Origin of the sequence: Marinobacter sp., assembly GCF_041984545.1 — a bacterium.
Classification (GTDB): domain Bacteria; phylum Pseudomonadota; class Gammaproteobacteria; order Pseudomonadales; family Oleiphilaceae; genus Marinobacter.
The window spans coordinates 23818-43216 of the sequence record NZ_JBHIXV010000013.1 but is presented as its reverse complement, the minus strand read 5'-3'; the positions used below and the strand labels follow the sequence as shown (position 1 = coordinate 43216).

Sequence of the window (19399 nt, the reverse complement as noted above, 5' to 3'; positions counted from 1 at the left end):
GATGGCTGGGTGAAACCACGATGAAAGTAAAAGAGATTGCAGAAGCCGCAGGCGTGAATCCGGATACCGTTCGGTTCTACACCCGGGAGAAGCTGCTCAGCCCGACCCGGAATCCGGACAACAACTACCAGCAGTACGACACCGAGGATCTGCGCCGGCTACGTTTTGCTCGCAAGGCCCGGCAGCTGGGCTTTTCGCTGCCCGAGATCCGGGAGATTCTCGACCAGGCTGATGATCACAATTCGCCCTGCCCGATGGTGCGGGATGTCTTTCAGCAGCGTCTCGCGGAGGTTGAGCGGGAAATCCGGGAATTGCAGCAACTGCGTAAACGGATGACTTCAGCGCTGGCTGCCTGGCAGGACATGCCCGATGGCACGCCGGACGGCCACACCATTTGTCGCTTGATTGAACACTGGGACGACGCAGAGTCTTGCTGCCCGTCAGAGCAATACGAGGAGGTGACCTCGAATGAATGATGCACCTGTTATACAAACCGCTCTCAGTATTTCCGGGGCCTCCTGCCAGGGGTGCGCGAAGAAGATTCGCAACGCCCTGGAATCACTGACCGGTGATGCCGACCTGGTTGAGGTGGATCTGGCCAACCAGACGGTAGCGCTCCCGGAGGGCATTGATGCCACCGAGGCGGCCCGGATCGTGACCGAGACCGGTTACCCCGCACAGCCACTGGAAACAAATCCTGAACCTGCCAGTTGCTGTGCCGGCGGGGGGCACAAAGACAAGGCGCATTCGCCTGCGAACGAGACCCCCTCCGTCGAGGCCGCCGCGCCCGAAGCCGATAGCGCCACCGGGGAAACGCCGGCTGCGGAACACGATCAGGTCCATCTGTCAGTCAGCGGGGCCACCTGCGCTTCCTGCGTGAATACCATCGAGAAGGCATTGCTGTCGGTCAAGGGCGTGCACCATGCCCATATGAACCTGGCGGACAATACCGCGACGGCCTCGGGCGACGCCGATCCGGCGGCTCTCGTCAAGGCGGTTGAAAGCGCCGGCTACGGGGCTCGCGTAATCGAGGACGAAGACGAGGCCGACGACCGGAAACAGGCCGAGGATCGCAAGCAATACCGGGTCCTGCTGGCCAAGATGGCCGTCAGCCTGACCCTCGGCGTGGGTCTGATGGTCTGGGGTATGGGCTTTGGCTCCATGATGGTTACCGGGGCCAACCAGGGCACCTGGCTCGGCCTGGGCCTGCTGACTCTGGTGGTGATGGCGGCCACCGGTGGGCACTACTTCACCGGGGCCTGGAAGGCCTTCCGGCATCACAACGCGAATATGGACACCCTGATTGCCCTGGGTACCGGGACCGCCTGGCTTTATTCCATGGTGGTTGCCAGTGTGCCCGGCGCGCTGCCGGAAATGGCCCGGCATGTCTATTTCGAGGCGTCCGCGATGATCATCGGCCTGATCAACCTGGGTCAGGCCCTGGAACTGCGAGCCAAGGGCAAGACCTCTGAGGCGGTGCGCCGGTTGCTGGACCTCCGGGCGAAAACGGCCCGGGTTATCCGCGACGGCGAAGAGCGGGATATTCCGGTGGAAAAGGTTCGCAAGGGCGATCACATCCGGGTACGTCCGGGAGAGAAACTGCCGGTGGATGGTGTGATCGCCGAAGGCTCGACCCGCATCGACGAGAGCATGCTGACCGGCGAGCCGATGCCCGTTAGCAAGGCACGTGGCGACGAGGTGTCTGCCGGCACCCTGAACACTCATGGTTCCATCGTGTACGAGGCTACGCGTGTAGGCAGCGAAACCGCGCTGGCGCAGATCATCCGGCTGGTGAAGAAAGCCCAGGGCTCCAAGCCCGCCATCGGCCGGCTGGCCGACAGGATTTCCGCGGTGTTTGTGCCCACGGTCATGCTGATTGCTATTGTCTCGGCACTGGTCTGGTACAACGTGGGGCCGGAGCCTGCGATTGTGCACATGATGGTCGCCGCCACCACGGTACTGATCATTGCCTGCCCCTGCGCCCTGGGCCTGGCCACACCCATGTCGGTGATGGTCGGGGTTGGCAAGGCCGCCGAGTATGGTGCGCTGATCCGTCAGGGAGACGCCCTGCAAACGGCGGGCAAGCTGGATCTGGTGATTCTGGACAAGACCGGCACCATCACCGAAGGCCATCCCACCGTCACCCGCCTCTACAGCATAGACGGCGACGACCATCGACTGCTGGCCCTGGCCGCTGGACTGGAACAGCATTCCGAGCACCCGCTGGCCGAAGCCATCCTCGCGAAGGCTCGGGAACAGGGCGTTCACCCGGACAGGGTCAGCGGCTTTGAGGCCCACAACGGCAAGGGTGTGGAAGGCCAGTTTGACGGCCAGCCCCTGCGACTGGGCAACCGCCGGTGGCTGGAGAGCCGGGGCATTGATCTTGGGGCGCTGGCCGATTCCGCGGACACCGTGGCCTCCGAAGCCGGTACGCCGCTGTTCCTGGCGCTGGGCACCCGCGCCCTCGGGGTGATCGGCGTGGCCGATGCCATCAAGCCGGATTCCAAGGACGCCATTCGCCGTCTGCACGATGCCGGGATCAGGGTGATGATGGTCACCGGGGACGTGGACGCCACCGCTCGCGCCATTGCCGCGAAGGCGGGTATCGACGATTACCGGGCCGAAGTGCTGCCCGAAGACAAGGCGGAAGTGGTGAGCGAAATGCGCGGCAAAGGCTACACCGTGGCCATGGTGGGCGATGGCATCAACGACGCCCCGGCCCTGGCCGCCGCCGATGTGGGTTTTGCCATCGGCACCGGCACGGATGTGGCCATCGAGAGCGCCGGCATCACGCTGATGCGTGGGTCACTGCACGGGGTGCCGGACGCCATCGAGATTTCCCGCGCTACCGTAAAGAACATTCACCAGAACCTGTTTGGTGCGTTCATATACAACACTATGGGTATTCCGGTGGCTGCCGGGCTGCTCTACCCTGTCTGGGGAATACTGATGAGCCCGATTCTGGCCGGCGCCGCCATGTCCCTGTCCTCGGTGACGGTGGTGTCGAATGCCAACCGGCTGCGTCTGTTCCGGACCAGCCAACGGCCAACCCTGGATGCCCCCGGGCAGACAGCCACCCTGAAAGAGGAGCGGAACTGATGGAATCTCTACTGGTCAACGTCGGAGGACTGGCTCTGATGGCCGCCATCGTCTGGTGGTTCTGGCTGTCCGGCTCCGGCTCAACTGGCACCAACAACGATCAACACCACCACTGAGGTAACAGCGATGAAAAAACACACTCTGGCCCTGGGCCTGATGGCAGCTCTCGGATTCAGTACCTCTGCCCTGGCCGCTGGTGCCGCCCAGAGCATTCACGTGTACAAGTCTCCCACCTGTGGCTGCTGCACCGACTGGGTCAAGCATCTGGAAGACAATGGCTTTGACGTGAAGGCCACCAACACCAACGACATGGGCAAAATCAAGGTGGATGCCGGCCTGCTGCCCGGTCTGGGCAGCTGCCACACGGCTTTCGTGGGTGATTACGTGATTGAAGGCCATGTGCCGGCACAGGACATCCGGCGACTGCTCAGTGAAGCACCGCAGGCCACCGGCCTCAGCGTGCCCGGCATGCCTGCCGGCTCCCCGGGCATGGAGATGGGTGACCGCAAGGACCACTACAAGGTGATCCTGTTCAACGACGCCGGGCAAACCCGGATTTTCTCCGAGCACAACTGAGCGGAGCAACCGGTCTCCCTGTCCGTTTTTTCTACACTCTGGCCAATCGGTGTTCTATCATGAACCCGACCCAGCAGATACGGAACGAACGGAGAGGGACCCTCGTTGAGCCTGAAAACCCGAATTCTCGGTCTGGCCGCCAGCCTGATCATCGTGGCATCGGTGGCTTCCTGGCTGGCCTACCGCGAATTGTCGGAAGACATCATTGAGCGCTGGGGCCAGCAGGTAGCGGAAATCCAGGTGCGCTATGACAGCGCCCGCCTGCTGCAATCGCTGGAGCGGGAAATCGGTCTTGCCAAACAGATGGCACGCTCATCGGCGCTGGTCGAGTGGGCGCAAAATCCCGACGACGCCTCCCTGAAGAACACCGCCATCCAGCAGATGGAAAGCTTTCGCGCCAGTTTCCGGGACAACAGCTACTTCGTCGCCCTGGTGGCCAACGGCCATTATTACTACAACAATGCCGCCAATGAATACGCGGGTGAGCAGTTCCGCTATGTCCTGGATCCGGAAAAACCCGACGACGCCTGGTTCTTCCAGCTGATTGAGGAAGGCCGGGATTTCCACCTGAACGTGAACCCCGACACCGAGCTAGGCGTAACCAAGCTCTGGATCGACGTCCTCATGCGGAACCAGGAAGGCACCATTGTCGGCATGGTGGGCACCGGCCTGAACCTCGACAGCTTCCTGCAGGACATCGTCGACATTGGTCAGGAAGGCATTACCACCCTGTTTGTCGATTATAACGGCGCCATCCAGCTCTACCGCGACCGCAATTACATCGATTTTGCCAGCATCATCAAGCCCGAAGGCCAGAAAAACACCGTCGACCTGCTGTTTGATGACCCTCAGGACAAGCAACAGATCCTGGGCATGCTCCAGCTGCTCAAGAAACGCAGTACCGAAGCGGGGCACGTGGAAAGCGGGTTTGTCACCGTGGACGGGCGCAAGCACCTGGCCGGGGTGGCCTTCCTGCCGGCCATCGGCTGGTTCGAGATCACCCTGCTGGATCTCAATACCCTGCTGCCCCAGAGCTATCTGTGGCCATTGGTGGCGGTGTTTCTGGCGGCCCTGCTGGTCACCCTGGTGGTGTTTCACCTGATTATCCAGTCCCGCATTCTCAAGCCGATCATGGGCCTTGAGCGAGCCGTGGAAAAGGTTCGCGAAGGCAGCTTTGACCTGCCCCGGCTGGAAAAACCGGACAATGAAATCGGCTGGCTGGCGGATCATTTTGAGAAAATGACTCAAACACTGGGCCAGTCCACCCGGGAGCTGGAAGCCAAGGTGGCCCAACGCACCGAGGAGCTGAATCGCCTCGCTCGCATCGACCCGCTGACCGGCCTGAAGAACCGCCGGGGCCTGGACGAGATCCTGGATGAGGAAATCCAGAGGGCACAGCGCCAGGGCACGGGCTTCGGTATCATCTGGCTGGATATTGATCACTTCAAGAGCGTGAACGATGAGCTGGGACACCAGGCGGGTGACCAGATACTCTGCCGGGTGGCACTCTGGCTGAAGGCGGGCGTGCGGCCCTACGATCATCCGGGACGCTGGGGCGGCGATGAGTTCGTGGTGGTGCTGTCGCCCTGTGATCAAGACACGCTGACTCGTATTGCCCGTCGCATTCACGCGTCTGTGGAACAGGAAAGCCGGAAAACCGGAACCGCGGTGACCGTGAGCATCGGCGGTTATTTCTGCTCACCCGATGACACCATGGACGACATTCTGAGAAACGCCGACCGCGCACTTTACCGGGCCAAGGCCAACGGTCGCAATCAGGTCTGTATTGATGCTTCCGGGGATGCCAGGGCTGGCGCCGAAAGCTGAGGGTAAGGGCAGGACTGCCGGGGCCATAGGCCCCGGCGGGTCACCACCTCAGTAGAGGTAGGGTGCCAGTGCCAGCTCCAGGCGAGCCTGGGCCGAATACAGGTTGGCAACCGACATGGCAGGCTGCTTCGGCGGCAGCGCTGTCGGCCAGGCCTTCTGCAACTCACTCAGGGCCTTTTCAGCATCGCGCCAGGCTTCCTTGTTCTGCTTTTTCAGCATCCCCTGGTTGTTCTTCAGGTAATCCTGGGCAGTCAGCACAAAGCCACGGCCATCCTGATACTCGTGCTCCGCTACAAAGCGCCCGTCTTCCAGGGCTTCGTCGTATTCCAGAACCGCCTGCTTGGTCAGCGACAGCACGACCCTGGAGACGCTGGCAGCACTCTGGCCATCCACCGACTTGATGGCTTTTTCGATGTCTACCCAGGCTGCCTGGAAGGTTTTGCTGGTGTCACCCCATTTCTCCACCTTGCCGGCGTTCTCTGCCAGCGCTTTCAGGTGCTTGCCAAGGGTGTTCTGGCCCCGGCTTTCCAGGCCGGCATCGGCCATCGGATACACTTCTGCCCAGGGGTGGGTCAGATGCGGACGGCCCTCGGCCACATTGCCGGCCTTGATCAGTTCCCGGGCCGCCATGAGATGGCCCTGCATCATGTGCAGCATGGCCACGTAGGCGCCGTCGGACTTGACGGAAGATATGGCGCTTCCGGCCTCACCGCCTTCGCCACCTTCTCCGCCTTCTCCGCCTTCTCCGCCTTCTCCGCCTTCGCCACCCGCCGCGAAGTAGCTGAACGCGGCACCGGCTTCACCACCATGGGCTTCACCGCCTTCGCCGCCGTGGTGCTCGCCACCTTCACCGCCGTGGGCTGACTTTTCGCCACCTTCGCCGCCATGGTTTTCGCCACCCTCACCGCCGTGAGTGGACTTTTCACCACCTTCTCCACCGTGGTGCTCACCACCTTCACCGCCCTCGCCGCCGTGGGCACCGGAGGTCATCATTTCGTCGTGGTGCTCTCCACCGTGCTGGTCTGCCATCGCGCCGGAGCTGGCCAGCAGGGTCGCCATGCCGATGCCGGTCCAGAGTTTCAGCTTCTGGTTGTTCATCCTTCTCTCCTGAAAAAGCCCGCCACGCGCTTCCCATGACGGTATCATTGCTGGTTCTGACGTGGTGATGCATGATGAGCCAAAGCATATACTGATTGCAAATTATTCCCATTAAGAACTGGAGCCCCGATGATTCTCTGCATCAGCGACATCCTCAACAACGAACAACTGACTCGCGTCCGGACGGCCCTGGACGGCGGCCACTTTGAGGACGGTCGCAAAACCGCGGGCTGGCACGCCCGGCTGGTGAAGAACAACGAGCAAATGGCCATGGCCAGTGACACCGCCAGGGCGCTCCGGACGGAGGTGGAAAAAGCACTCACGAGCCACCCGCTGTTCCAGATGGCGGTGCGACCGGCGAAAATGACACCTCTGCTGTTCAGCCGCTATCGAGATGGCATGACCTACGGCAACCATGTGGATGATCCGGTCATGGGACGTGGCGACGGCCGGCTGCGCACCGACATCTCCTTTACCCTGTTCCTGGACGACCCCGACAGCTACGACGGCGGCGAACTGGTGACTGATACCACGGCCGGTGAGCAGTCCTACAAGTTGCCTGCCGGGGCGGCGGTAATTTATCCCTCCTCTACGCTGCACCGGGTGCAACCGGTCACTCGAGGCCAGCGCCGCGTGGCCATCGGCTGGATCCAGAGCACCATCCGCGATCCGGCCCAGCGGGAGGTGCTGTTCGACATCGATACCGCCCGCAGGCAGCTGTTCGAGCGCGAAGGCAAGACCGCGGAATTCGACCTGCTGACCAAATCCCTGGCCAACCTGCAGCGTTTCTGGGCTGAAATCTGAAGGCTGGCACCGGGTATCTGACGCATGGCGCCATAACCGTTATACTCCGCCCCATCATTCATTTTTCCCAGCCAGGTTTACTCCATGCTCAATGCCGACGCCCTTAGCCAGTTGCGCCAGCTGAAATCCGATATCAAGGAAAACAAGGTGGTTTTTCCCGGCACCGTCAAAGCCACCAACGGGCGCTTCGGATTTGTGGCTCTGGACGAGGGGCGCGACGTGTTCCTGCCGCCGGAGGAAATGCAGAAGGTGTTGCCCGGGGACCGGGTCAATGTCACCGAGCATGAAGTGGAGAAAGGCAAGACCCAGGGCGTGGTGGATGAGCTGCTGGAAACCCGGCTGAACACCTTCGTTGGCCGTTACCTGGTCAAAGGCAAGGGCCACTTTGTGGTGCCGGAAACCCCGGGCATCAACCGCTGGATCTTCATTCCTCCCAAAGAGCGGATGAATGCCCAGCAGGACGACTACATCTATTGCCAGATTCACCGGCACCCGATCAAGGACGGCAAAGGCCAGGCCCGGGTGCTGCGGGTGATCGGCAAGGCCGGCGAACCGGGCATCGAGCGAGCCTTTACCCTGGCCACCTTCGATCTGGCCGACACCTGGCCCGAGCCGGTCCGGAAACAGGCGGACGCCCTGACCGAAAGCGATCTGACCAGCCGCGAAGCCGGCCGCGAAGACCGTACCGACCGCCCCTATGTCACCATCGACAGCCCCGGCACCCAGGACATGGACGACGCCCTGCTGGCCGAACCCAACGCCACCGGCTGGACCCTGTCCATTGCTATCGCCGATCCGACCGCGGTGATCGAACCGGACAGCCCCGCCGAACAGGAGGCGTTTAACCGCGCCACCGCCATTTACTTTCCCGGCGAGCCCCTGCCAATGCTTCCGGACAGCCTCAGCACCCGGCTGTGTTCGCTGATGCCGGAGGTACGGCGCCTGGCACTGGTATGTGACCTCCAGGTCAACAACGACGGCAGCCTGGGCGACTACCGCTTTCATCAGGCGGTGATCCAGTCCAAGGGCAAGCTGAGCTACGAGCTGGTTTCCAATTTGATCGAAGGCCGTGAAGATGACGAGATCAAGGCCCTGCCGGAGCCGGTGGCCAATAGCCTGGACCAGTTGCACCAGGCCGCCACGGCGCTGCGCAAATGGCGGGCCGAACACGCCCTGCTCAGCGCCGACCGGCCGGAATTCCGGCTGCGCCTGGATGAGAACAAGCGCATTCGCCTGATCGAGCCGTCGGTTCAGAACGAGGCTCATCGCCTGGTGGAGGAGTGCATGGTGGCGGCCAACCGCTGTGCCGCCGATTTCCTGACGGGCCAGGCCTCGGGCCTGTTTATCCAGCACCCGGGTCTGCGGGACGACCGCGCCGACAACATCCGGGCGCTGCTGGAAGCACACGCGCCACACCTGGCCGGCGTGGATGCCCATCAGGCCGAGGGTTTCCGGACCCTGATGAAGGAGACCGAATCCCTGGAAGCCGAAGTGCCGGTGAAAGCCATCCTGTCCCGGCAGCTGGCCCGGGCGGAGCTGGGCTTTGAGCCGGCACCCCATCAGGGCATGGGACTGAGTGCCTACACCACCTTTACCTCACCGCTGCGCAAGTTCACGGACTTTTACGTGCACCGCCTGATCAAGGCCGCCCTGTGGGGTACCCCCATGAAGCCACTGAATGCCGGCCAGCTGGAGCTGCTTCAGAACGCCCAGCTGCGGGCCCGGCAGGCGGCCAACAGTCTGGAGGCCTGGCTCAAGAGCGACTACGCGAAAACCCTGGGCGAGACGCCCATGGCCGGAGTAATCAGCCGTACCGTGCCGGCCGGCTTCTTTGTGCGCCTGGACGCCAACGGCCTGGAAGGCTTCGTCAGTTGCAAGGATCTGGAAGGCAAGTACAGCTTCGATCCGGTCACCCTGCGCCTTATCCACAACAAGAACGGCCGGATTTTCCAGCTGGAGCAACCGGTAACCGTGACCTTTGCCGGCGTGGACGAGGAACGTCGACAGATCAATTTCAAACTGGTGGAAGCCCCGGAAACCGGCGCATCGGAAGGCCCGGACAACGGTTGAAAAACCACCCAGGCAGGCGCATCGTAAACCTTGAGACGTGATTGAGCACATTGTCCGCTGAGGGAGGTGCGCCATGCCCATCAGTCCTGATGAATTTCTGAGGAAGTACGGCTTCGACAAGGACGAGGAAGAGCGGGACCACAGCCTGCGCCATAACGCCATGGAGCACGCCAGGCACCTGCGCCGGCCCCACGCCGGAACTCCCCACGACTGGGAAGAGTGGGAGCGCTACAAGCGTGAGCACCCGGATGAGGTGGAGGACGATGCCGACCGCTGAATCCGTTTCAGCGGGCCAGCATCCGTTCCAGACGCTCGTCCTTGGCCTGCCACTGTTCTGCCAGCCAGTTCTTCACATTCCGCCGGTGTTCCGCGTCGGTTGAATAGTCCCGGCCTTTGAGTTCGTCGGGAATATCGTGGGTGTGAATTTCCATCTTTACTTCCCCCACCCGTCCACAAAGAAATTCCCAGAACGTCGGTGCGCCATCCGGGTAGGCAATCGTCACGTCCACCAGGGTCTGGATGGAATCACCCATGGCATCCAGTACGAAGGCGGCGCCGCCGGCCTTGGGTGTCAGCAGGTGCTGGTAGGGCGATTTCTGTTTGTCGTGCTTGGCCTGGCTGAAGCGGGTGCCTTCCACGAAGTTCATCACGCTGACCGGCGTGTAGCGGAATTTCTCACAGGCCCGGCGGGTCGAGCGCAGGTCTTCTCCGCGCTTTTCCGGGTGCTTGATCAGGTATTCCCGGGTGTAACGCTTCATGAACGGGAAATCCAGGCCCCACCAGGCCAGGCCAATCACCGGCACCCAGATCAGCTGCTGCTTCAGGAAGAATTTCAGGAATGGCGCCCGTCGGTTGAACACTCGCTGCATGGCAAAGATATCGACCCAACTCTGGTGGTTGGCCAGCACCAGGTACCAGCTCTCACGTTTGAGCTTGTCGGCCCCCTGCACCTCCCACTTGGTGCCGTGGGTCAGTTTCATCCAGCCGGTGTTGCAGGCCACCCAGGCTTCGGCAATGGCGATAATCACCTTGGTGCAGAGCACGCGGAAGCCGTGGATCGGGATGATCAGCTTCAGGATGGCCGGGATGTACAGCAGGACGCACCAGACCAGGGTATTGATTCCCAGCAGGATTGAGTTGATGACACCGATCACGGGGGCAGGCAGAAAGCTGAGCATGGCAATCCTGTTCTTCTGGTTGTTGTTTCCAAATCGGGTGCAATCATACCAACCCAAGTCCGGATTGGGCAGTGGCCGGAAGTGACCGGTTTGCCCATCAATCTGGACAGTTTTGCCATGGTACCCGGTGCCCGACTATGGATAATCCCTACCCTGAGTTTTCGATTCTTCATGGACACCCCAATGCCCAATCTCGTCAAATCTGCTGCTGAACGCGCCGCAGGACTGTCCCGGCAGGCAACACTCTACGCCGGTAACGCCTTCGACCGGGTGTTCCGGGCGGCCAGCCTGGTTCAGGCCGGGCAAACGCCGTTTGAAACCCTGTTCACCGATGGTCTGGTAAGTCTGCGCTACTACCCGCCCCTGGCCGAGGATTTTATCGAGCTGGACGGCGAGACCATCCCCGTGGAGCGCAAGGCCCACAAGACGCCGATTGTGATTGTGCCGCCGCTGGCGGTGAACATGCTGATCTACGACCTGTTTCCCCAGCGCAGTCTGGTGCGCTTTTTACGGGCCAAGGGCTTTGAGGTGTATCTGATCGACTGGGGCATTCCCACCCGGGAGCACAGTCACTACAACCTGCACACTTATGTGGCGGAGTTGCTGCCGGCCTACCTGAACCGGGTGCGCGAGCACAGTGGTGAGCAGGAGCTGTCGCTGCATGGCTGGAGCATGGGCGGCATGTTCACCCTGTTCTATTCGGCCCTGAGCAACGATCAGCACGTGCGCAATGCCATTGTGCTGGGCTCGCCCATCGACAGCCATGCCTCCGGCATTCTCGGGCTGCTGAACCAGCGGCTGGCCGATGTGGCAGGGTTCATCCGCAAGCGCAGCGGGTTTCGGCTGCATAACGTGAAACCGCACTGGTTCCACACGCCAGGCTGGGCCAACACCATTGGCTTCAAGCTCACCAATCCGATCGCCAGTGTGATGAGCTACTGGGAGTTGATTATCCGGCTCGGTGATCGCGAGTTTGTTACCAACCATGCCACCACCTCGGCGTTCCTCGACCGTATGGTGGCGTACCCCGGCGGGGTGATTCAGGACACGGTGGTGCGGGTATGGATCGATAATCAGCTCTCGAAGGGCGAGATCCAGATTGGCGAGGACATTGCCAGGCTCGACAATGTGAGTGCCAACTTACTGGCTATTGCCGGCCGCGAGGACACGCTGGTGACCGAAGGCGCGGCCAAGCGGGTGATGGATCATGTCAGTTCCACCGACAAGACGTTTCGGGTGGTGCCGGGTGGGCACATGGGGATTCTGGCGGGGAGCAAGGCGCCTCGGGAGAGCTGGTTGGCAATGGCTGAGTGGTTGGCGGAGCGGTCGGACTGACCTTTTTGTGCTGGTGCATGCCGGCAGGTGTTGCGGTGGGGTTTCCAAAACACGCTACAAGCACATCCCTGTGCGCTTGTTTCGGGCCATCGATGGCCCTCTACAGTTTTGGAAACCCCACCCCAACACCTGCCTCCGCTGGCTTCAGAGGTTTTTCAGGGTCGATTTCAGTTCTGACAGGCTGTTGATCACCGCCGAGGGCTGGATTCCCCAGTCCTCGAACACCTTGTCCGGATCCCGTTTCACCCAGACCGCCAGCAACCCCGCTGCCCTTGCGCCAATCACATCCCAGGCATTACTCGAAACCAGGCACAGCGGCTTGTCCCAGGCCCCGGTGGCTCTGCGGGCGTGAGTGTAAACAGCCGGGTCGGGTTTGAAGCTTTTGATGTCGTCTACCGAGACCAGACCATCGAACTGTTCCAACAACTGGTTATGACCGAGCACTTTCTCCAACGCCGGGTAGCTGCCGTTGGAGAACGCGAACAGCGGATAGTTTCCTTTGAGGCTTTTCAGGGCCGGCAGTGCATCGTCGAACGCGGGCAGCGACAGGTAGGCGGCCATCAGGGCGTTCTCTCGGTCGTCAGACAGCGCCAGCTTGTGGCTCGCCATGGCGTAGCGCAGGGCCTGGCGGGTGCACGCGCCGAAGTCTTCGTAGACTTTCATCAGGCCCTTCCGGAACGAGAATTCCAGCTGTTTTTCCCGCCAGAGTGCAGCCACCGCTTCGGCCCGGTCGCCGGCGTCCTGCGCCAGCAGGCGGGACATGCCCATGGGGTCCACCAGGGTGCCGTATACGTCGAATGCCAGGGTCATGGTCACTGTGCGGGCTCCTCATCCGGTCGCGGTTATGCTGTCGTATCTGAAAGACACTAGCCGATATTGAACGATCGCTCAATCGAAGCAACCGAAACCGCATGATCATTCAGAGGAGCCCCGTGGACCGGCCAATCATGACGATTTTCCGAACCCTCACTGTCACTCTTGCCCTGACTGCCACCACAGCGTGCGCAACCGGTGGAAACCTTTACCGCCCCGGGCCATCGATGCTCTCCGCCGGCCCGGTGGAGGACTTTGATCAATACGTGGCATCGGTGCGGGCTCACGTTGCCACCAATCTTGTGGCGGTGAACGGCTTTGAGCGCGACCGGCAGGTGGAATGGAACCTGCCGTTCCGGAGGGCGCCGGCGGCTGGTTGCCCATCCGGCGAGCGCACCGGGTTGCTGCTGGTGCATGGCCTGAGCGATTCACCGTTTGTGTTCCGGGATCTCGCCGAGTATCTGGCCGCGCATTGCGTGGAGGTCCGCACGCTCTTGCTGCAAGGTCACGGCACGCGGCCCGGCGATATGGTGACTGCCAGCGCCGAGGTCTGGCGGGCGCAGGTGCGGGATCACTTCACTGCCCTGTCACAGGCGGTGGACCGGGCCTTCATTGGCGGGTTTTCCCTGGGCGGTGCACTGGCAACTGATTACGCCCTGGCCGACAACGGGCCCCGGCCGGCGGGGCTGATCGCCGTGGCCCCGGCCTGGCAGCTCAATGGCCTGCGGGATTACCTCTGGCTGGCGCCCATTGCCGATGCGTTCGGCGACTTTGTTGAGAAGGAGCCGGAGCTGAATCCGGTCAAGTACGAGTCGTTTTCCTTCAATGCAGGCAGTCAGCTCGACATCATCATGTCGGCGGTCCAGAAGCGCATGCCGGAGCCTGATTCACTGGAGATGCCGCTGTTCCTGGCGGCCACGGAGGCGGATTCGGTGATCAACCTGGAATATCTGGTCAGCCGGTTCCGGGAGCGTTTCACCCACCCGGCCAACACCATGATGATTTTCCGGGATACGCGGAATCCCTGGCCGGAAGCGATGGCGGACGATCGCATCCAGTTCCTGAACAGCTATCTGCCCGAGGCCAACATTCTCGAGTTTTCCCACCAGTCGCTGCTGATTTCGCCAAACAACGAGCTCTACGGTCTGGGCGCACCGCTGCAGCGCTGCCTGGAACCCAACAACCTGTCCCTGGAAGATTGCCGGCAGCTGCCGGAGGAAGAGCTATGGTTCAGCGCCTGGCACGACACCGAGCGGCCAGTGTTCACCAGCCGGCTGACCTACAACCCCTGGTTCCCCGAACTGGCGGCCGCCGTGCGGTCGTTCATGGTAACGCCATAGCAGAATCCGGGGTGGCGGGTTAGACTGCCATTCATGAACCCGATTGATACATTGAACCTGGATTTTCGCGCCCTCACCACCTTCCTGGCGGTGCTGGATGAGGGCAGCGTGTCGCGCGCCGCGGTAAGGCTGGGCGTGACCCAGTCGGCGGTCAGCCATACCCTGGAGCGCCTGCGCCAGGCCCTGGGCGACCCGCTGTTCGTGAAATCCGGGCGCGGCATCGTGCCCACCCGTTACGCGCTCCAGGCCGGCCCGCACGTGCGCCAGATCCTGGACGATCTGCAGTCCCTGTCCGCAGGCCCGCCCTTCAGCCCGGCCACGGCGGAATTCACGTTTACCATCGCGGCCAATGACTACCAGCGCGATCTGTTGCTGCCGGGGCTGGTGCGCACCCTGCGCCGGGAAGCCCCGGGTATCCGCGTGCAGGTGATTCCGTCGGGGATTCCGCGGGCGGATCTGCTGCGCAAGGATGTCTGCGATCTGGTGATTTCCCCGCACGCACCGGAAGCCACGGACATCATGCAGCGCGGCCTGATGGCCGACCGCATGGTGGTGTTCTACGATCCGGCGCAGCGGCAGCCGCCGGCAGACCTGCCGGAATACCTGAAGGCGGATCACATTGCCCTGCTGTTTGCCACCGGTGAGAAGCCGACGGTGGAAACCGCCATGGAGGCCCGGGGCATGGTGCGTCGCAATGTGGTGACGGTGTCGAACTTCTCGGGGCTGCCGGAGTTTCTGCGCGGTTCCGATATGCTGGCTACGGCGCCGGAGGGTATGAGTCAGCACCTGCTACGGGATTTTGCCTGGGTGCCCCTGCCCTTTGATTTCAAGCCTTTTACCCTGCTGATGCTGTGGCATCGCCGCAATCAGAACGACCCGGCCCACAAGTGGCTGCGCAATCAGGTAAACGCGGTGGCGGCGGAACTCAATGCCCTGAAGCATTAATCAATTAGTTTTGCTCATAGGTTGTATGAGCTTTCTTGCCGTTATCTTCTTCTCACCTCTGCCCTAGACTGCCTCTACTCCCCTATCGGCCAGGTCGGGTAGCGCTCTCCAAAACACGCTACAAGCACGTCCATGTGCGCTTGTTTCGGGCCATCCATGGCCCTCTACAGTTTTGGAGAGCGCTACCCGACCCGACCTGTTGAACTCTTGAGATAACAACGCACCAGGAAACCCATGCTGACTTTGACCAGTGTCTGGACAACCGTATTACTTGCCGCCGCCGTAGCCCTGGGGCCATTGGCGACGGACATGTATTTACCGGCACTGCCACAGATCGGTTCCGACTTTGGAACCGGCGTTGATCAGGTGCAGCTGACGCTCAGCCTGTACATGGTCGGGTTTGCCATCGCCCAGTTGATCTGCGGGCCCCTGGCCGACCGGTTCGGTCGCAAGCCGGTCATGATCGGCGGGTTTGTTCTGTTTGCACTGGCCAGCATTGGTTGTGCCCTGGCCACCAATATTGAAACCCTGATCCTGTGCCGGTTCCTGCAGGCCCTTGGCGGCTCGGCGGGCCCGGTTCTGGGCCGGGCGGCGATCCGGGATATTTATACACCTCGCGAGGCCGCGAAGATTCTGGCGATCCTGGCCAGCATCATGGCGCTGGCACCGGCGGTGGCGCCAACCATTGGCGGCCTGCTGACCGCCAACCTGGGCTGGGCCTCGGTGTTTCTGGCGCTGGGTGGTTACGCGCTGGTGATGGCGGTGGTGGTGGCTTTCGGGATTCCCGAGCCCATGCGCCCGGAGCATCGCCAGTCCCTGAAACTCTGCAGCCTGCTGCGTAACTACCGGACGATCGCCAGGGATGTCAGCTTTCTGGGCTATACCCTGACCAATGCACTGATTTTCTCGGGCCTGTTCGCGTTCCTGTCCGGCTCGTCGTTCGTGCTCATCGATTTCCTGGGCGTGCCCACGGAGCAGTTCGGTCTGTACTTCGCCTGCATGGTAGCCGGCTACATTACCGGCAACCTGACAGCGGTGCGCCTGGGCAGCCGTCTGTCGCCAGACCAGATCCTCGTTCGCGGGCTGATCATTGCCGTCGCTGGCGGCAGCCTGATGGCGGTGCTGGCCGTCAGCGAGGTGTACAACGTCTGGGCGGTGATCCTGCCCCAGGCCCTGTTCATGATCGGCACCGGCATGGTGCTGCCCCAGACCATGGCCGGCGCCCTGGCCAACTTCCCTTCCATGGCGGGCTCCGCCTCGGCGCTGTTCGGCTTCACCCAGATGGCCATCGCCGCCATCGCCGGCATGCTCGTCGGCCACCTGCACGACGGCACCTCCCTGGTCATGGCCACCATCATCGCCGCCTGCGCGGCCTTTGCGATGGCCTGCTACCTGCTGCTGGTTCAGCGGTTTCCCGCCAAGGGCTTTGAAACTCAGGAAAGTCTCCGTTCGCTCGCAAAAAACTGAGAGCTTCGAGTTTCCCAGATACTCTGGGGGCAGGTGGTGGATGGCTCTCGAAAACTGTCTGTCGCCAGGGGTGAAGAGCGAGAGCTCTTCACGGGCTGGCCAGGGATGGCCTGCCCAGGACCCTCAGTGCGACGCAGGAGCAGTTAGCGCTGAGGGGCGACAGCCAAGCGTCACAGGGATGTGCCGCAAGGAGCGTGTTTTCGAGAGCCATCCACCGCCTGCCCCTTGACCGAAGCCCGAATGCAAAATCATCCAAAGTGGTCTACACAGAGTACGTAAGACTCTCACCCAGACACCAAGGAGCACACCATGAGCAGCGTCACCCTGGACGGCAACCCCCTGGAACTGAGCGGTAAGTTCCCGCAAGAGGGCGACAATGCGCCGCCCTTTACCCTGACCAACAGCGGCCTGGAAGAAGTGAAGCTGGACAACTGGGCCGGCAAGCGCAAGATCCTGAACATCATCCCGAGCATCGATACCGGCGTCTGCGCCGCCTCCACCCGCAAGTTCAACGAAAAGGCCGGCAATCTGGACAACACCGTTGTGCTGGTCGTCTCCGCCGACCTGCCATTCGCCGCCGCCCGGTTCTGCGGCGCCGAAGGCCTGAAGAACGTGGAAACCCTCTCCACCTTCCGCAACTACAGCTTCCAGCAGGACTACGGCGTGGCCATCCAGAACGGCCCATTGGCCGGCCTCTGCGCCCGGGCCGTGGTGGTACTGGACGAGAACAACAAGGTGCTGCACAGCCAGCTGGTGGATGAGATCAAGAACGAGCCGGATTACGACGCGGCCTTGAACGCGCTGTAGTACCTTGACTTAGCTCCACGGCGGGTATCGACCCCGCTGCCGGGGCAGTTGGATGGGGGCGGACTTCTGAAACCGTGCGGAGCCATGGATGGCGGAGCCGAGCGTACAGGGAAGTATTCACAGCGTGTTTCAGAAGTCCGCCCCCATCCGACTGCATTCTCCGGAACCAGAAGCTGTTAGAATTCCCGCCCCAAGCCAGATCCAAAACCGAAGGCCCCAAACACCCCGTGCAGACCACCACCCAGAACCCGTCGCTGGCCCGCCAGCTCTACAGCATGACCTGGCCCATGCTCTTCGGGGTGCTGTCGCTGATGACGTTCCAGTTGGCGGACAGCGCCTTTGTGGGTCAGCTCGGCCGGGACCCACTGGCAGCCCTGGGCTTCACCCTGCCGATGCAGCAGTTGATCATCGGCCTGCAGGTGGGCCTGGGCATTGCCACCACGGCCATTGTCTCCCGCACCCTCGGCGCCGGCGACGAGCTCCGGGCCTTCCGGCTCGGCGGGCTGATTATTACCGTGGGCGGCAGCCTGGTGTTCGTCATCTGCGTCACCCTCTGGTTGCTGCAGGAAGTGATCATGACCGCCCTGGGCGCGGAAGAATCCCTGCTGCCGCTGATCCGCCAGTACTGGATTCCCTGGCTGATCGCCGCCTGGACCGGGGCCTTTCTCTATTTCGGCTACAGCGTGTGCCGCTCCCACGGCGATACCAAACTGCCGGGGTACATGATGGTGGCCACTAGCCTCACCAACATTGCCCTGGACCCGCTCTACATCTTCGTATTCGACTGGGGCCTCCCCGGTGCCGCCTGGGCCACGGTAACCTCGTTTGGCATGGGCTGCCTGGTGATCTACCCCAAGCTGCTGAAGCGGCACTGGGTGCGGTTTGACCTGCAGGAACTGGCACTCTGGAAGGCGCTCAAACAGCTCAACGGCATCATGGCCCCGGCCATGGTCAGCCAGCTGATGCCGGCAGTCTCGGCCATGCTTGCCACTGCCCTGGTGGCCGGCTTTGGCTCGGCGGCGGTAGCCGCCTGGGGCCTGGGCACCCGTCTGGAGTTTTTCTCGATTGTGGTGGTGCTGGCGCTGACCATGTCCATGCCGCCAATGATTGGTCGCATGCTGGGTGCCGGCGACATTGAGCAGATCCGACGGCTGGTTCGGCTGGCGGTGCGCTTTGTGGTGGTCTGGCAGCTGGCCATTGGATTGATCTGGGTGGTCGCGTCCGGGCTGGTGTCCGATCTGTTCTCCAGCGACCAGGCGGTTCAGGAGGTGCTGGCCGGTTATCTGGTGCGGGTGCCCCTGAGCTACAGCGGCCTGGGCGTGTGCATGCTGATGGTGTCGGTGTGCAACGCCCTGGGGCTGGCGATGCGGGCGCTGCTGGTGTCTACCCTTCGGCTGTTTCTGTGTTTCCTGCCGCTGCTGTGGGTTGGCAGCCAGCTTAACGGCATCTATGGCCTGATGAGCGGTGCCCTGGTGGGCAACCTGTGCGCCGGCGCCATGGCCTACAGTTTCTATCGGGTGGGCATGACGCGGCTGAAGGCCGAGATGACATCAGGCAAAGCGTGAGCGGAAGCTCTCGGGCATGGGCACCACTTCCTTGCGCTGGTAGTTAAAGAACACGAATCCATACTTGGCCAGCGCCACCGGCTGGCCGCTTTCAGCTTTGGTAACCCGGAACACGAAATCCCCGCCGTACTTGTTGAAGTCCATCACGCCCACTTCAAAGCGCAGCATTTCCGGGAAGAAGGATTCCGACTGGTACATGGTGGCCAGGTCGGTAACGATGATGCCGGTGCCGTCCTTGCCGGCTTCCTGAAGACCGTAGCTCACCAGGAACTGGGCGCGGGCTTCGGAGAGCATGGAGATCAGGGCGTCGTTGCCCAGGTGGTTGGCGCCGTTGATGTCGGTGATGCGCACGGGCATGCGGGTTTCGAAGTAGAAGGCGTCGTCCGGGAAGGCGAGTTTGATTCGGGCCACGGGGGTGTCCTGTTCTTGCTGGGCATTGGGGCGTGAATGATACGCCCTTCGACTTTGGTGTTCA

General features: G+C 62.1%; 17 protein-coding genes. 13 read left to right on the top strand and 4 right to left on the bottom strand.

The window, feature by feature from the left end:
* The first annotated feature begins 20 nt into the window (after nt 1–20).
* From ACFC20_RS08190 to ACFC20_RS08175, 4 genes are all read left to right on the top strand, one after another.
* A complete protein-coding gene (locus ACFC20_RS08190) occupies nt 21–476 on the top strand; it encodes a MerR family DNA-binding protein (protein ID WP_375192575.1) in 456 nt (151 codons plus the stop codon).
* On the top strand, nt 469–3099 hold the full coding sequence (locus ACFC20_RS08185; RefSeq protein ID WP_375192574.1) for a heavy metal translocating P-type ATPase: 2631 nt from the start codon (nt 469–471) through the stop codon (nt 3097–3099). Before ACFC20_RS08190 ends, ACFC20_RS08185 begins: the two co-directional genes overlap by 8 nt.
* A gap of 126 nt (nt 3100–3225) precedes the next feature.
* Complete coding sequence (locus tag ACFC20_RS08180) at nt 3226–3675, top strand: DUF411 domain-containing protein (RefSeq protein ID WP_375192573.1); 450 nt, start codon at nt 3226–3228, stop codon at nt 3673–3675.
* A 105-nt stretch (nt 3676–3780) separates the two neighbouring features.
* On the top strand, nt 3781–5502 hold the full coding sequence (locus ACFC20_RS08175) for a diguanylate cyclase (RefSeq protein WP_375192572.1): 1722 nt from the start codon (nt 3781–3783) through the stop codon (nt 5500–5502).
* A gap of 48 nt (nt 5503–5550) precedes the next feature.
* Here the strand turns inward: ACFC20_RS08175 and ACFC20_RS08170 are convergent, their stop codons facing one another.
* A complete protein-coding gene (locus ACFC20_RS08170; RefSeq protein WP_375192571.1) occupies nt 5551–6600 on the bottom strand; it encodes a hypothetical protein in 1050 nt (349 codons plus the stop codon).
* Between the two features lie 129 nt (nt 6601–6729).
* On the opposite strand from ACFC20_RS08170, the gene ACFC20_RS08165 reads away from it, so the two are divergent.
* From ACFC20_RS08165 to ACFC20_RS08155, 3 genes are all read left to right on the top strand, one after another.
* Nucleotides 6730–7404: a Fe2+-dependent dioxygenase gene (locus tag ACFC20_RS08165; protein WP_375192570.1), complete on the top strand. Its 675-nt coding sequence runs from the start codon at nt 6730–6732 to the stop codon at nt 7402–7404.
* Between the two features lie 84 nt (nt 7405–7488).
* On the top strand, nt 7489–9474 hold the full coding sequence (locus ACFC20_RS08160) for a ribonuclease R family protein (RefSeq protein ID WP_375192569.1): 1986 nt from the start codon (nt 7489–7491) through the stop codon (nt 9472–9474).
* A gap of 73 nt (nt 9475–9547) precedes the next feature.
* Nucleotides 9548–9751, top strand: a complete 204-nt coding sequence (locus tag ACFC20_RS08155) for a hypothetical protein (protein WP_375192568.1) — start codon at nt 9548–9550, stop codon at nt 9749–9751.
* Between the two features lie 7 nt (nt 9752–9758).
* Here the strand turns inward: ACFC20_RS08155 and ACFC20_RS08150 are convergent, their stop codons facing one another.
* The gene (locus tag ACFC20_RS08150; protein WP_375192567.1) at nt 9759–10652 is read right to left on the bottom strand and encodes an acyltransferase; all 894 of its coding nucleotides are present in this window, start codon (nt 10650–10652) and stop codon (nt 9759–9761) included.
* A gap of 183 nt (nt 10653–10835) precedes the next feature.
* Between ACFC20_RS08150 and ACFC20_RS08145 the strand changes: the two genes are divergently transcribed.
* Nucleotides 10836–11987 (top strand): alpha/beta fold hydrolase, encoded by a 1152-nt coding sequence (locus tag ACFC20_RS08145; RefSeq protein ID WP_375192566.1) that lies wholly within the window; start codon nt 10836–10838, stop codon nt 11985–11987.
* Nucleotides 11988–12131: 144 nt separating this feature from the next.
* Here the strand turns inward: ACFC20_RS08145 and ACFC20_RS08140 are convergent, their stop codons facing one another.
* Complete coding sequence (locus ACFC20_RS08140; RefSeq protein ID WP_375192616.1) at nt 12132–12797, bottom strand: haloacid dehalogenase type II; 666 nt, start codon at nt 12795–12797, stop codon at nt 12132–12134.
* A 137-nt stretch (nt 12798–12934) separates the two neighbouring features.
* Here ACFC20_RS08140 and ACFC20_RS08135 point away from each other — a divergent pair, with 137 nt between their 5' ends.
* From ACFC20_RS08135 to ACFC20_RS08115, 5 genes are all read left to right on the top strand, one after another.
* On the top strand, nt 12935–14140 hold the full coding sequence (locus ACFC20_RS08135; protein WP_375192565.1) for an alpha/beta hydrolase: 1206 nt from the start codon (nt 12935–12937) through the stop codon (nt 14138–14140).
* Between the two features lie 33 nt (nt 14141–14173).
* Nucleotides 14174–15085: a LysR family transcriptional regulator gene (locus tag ACFC20_RS08130; RefSeq protein WP_375192564.1), complete on the top strand. Its 912-nt coding sequence runs from the start codon at nt 14174–14176 to the stop codon at nt 15083–15085.
* Nucleotides 15086–15319: 234 nt separating this feature from the next.
* The gene (locus tag ACFC20_RS08125; protein WP_375192563.1) at nt 15320–16552 is read left to right on the top strand and encodes a Bcr/CflA family multidrug efflux MFS transporter; all 1233 of its coding nucleotides are present in this window, start codon (nt 15320–15322) and stop codon (nt 16550–16552) included.
* Nucleotides 16553–16861: 309 nt separating this feature from the next.
* Nucleotides 16862–17359, top strand: coding sequence for a thiol peroxidase (gene tpx / locus ACFC20_RS08120; RefSeq protein WP_375192562.1), 498 nt, complete (start codon nt 16862–16864; stop codon nt 17357–17359).
* Between the two features lie 227 nt (nt 17360–17586).
* Nucleotides 17587–18924 carry an MATE family efflux transporter gene (locus ACFC20_RS08115; protein ID WP_375192561.1) on the top strand — a complete coding sequence of 446 codons (1338 nt, stop codon included), beginning with the start codon at nt 17587–17589 and terminating at the stop codon, nt 18922–18924.
* Here the strand turns inward: ACFC20_RS08115 and ACFC20_RS08110 are convergent.
* Nucleotides 18910–19335 carry a thioesterase family protein gene (locus ACFC20_RS08110; RefSeq protein ID WP_375192560.1) on the bottom strand — a complete coding sequence of 142 codons (426 nt, stop codon included), beginning with the start codon at nt 19333–19335 and terminating at the stop codon, nt 18910–18912. The genes ACFC20_RS08115 and ACFC20_RS08110 overlap by 15 nt on opposite strands.
* Nucleotides 19336–19399 lie beyond the last annotated feature (64 nt).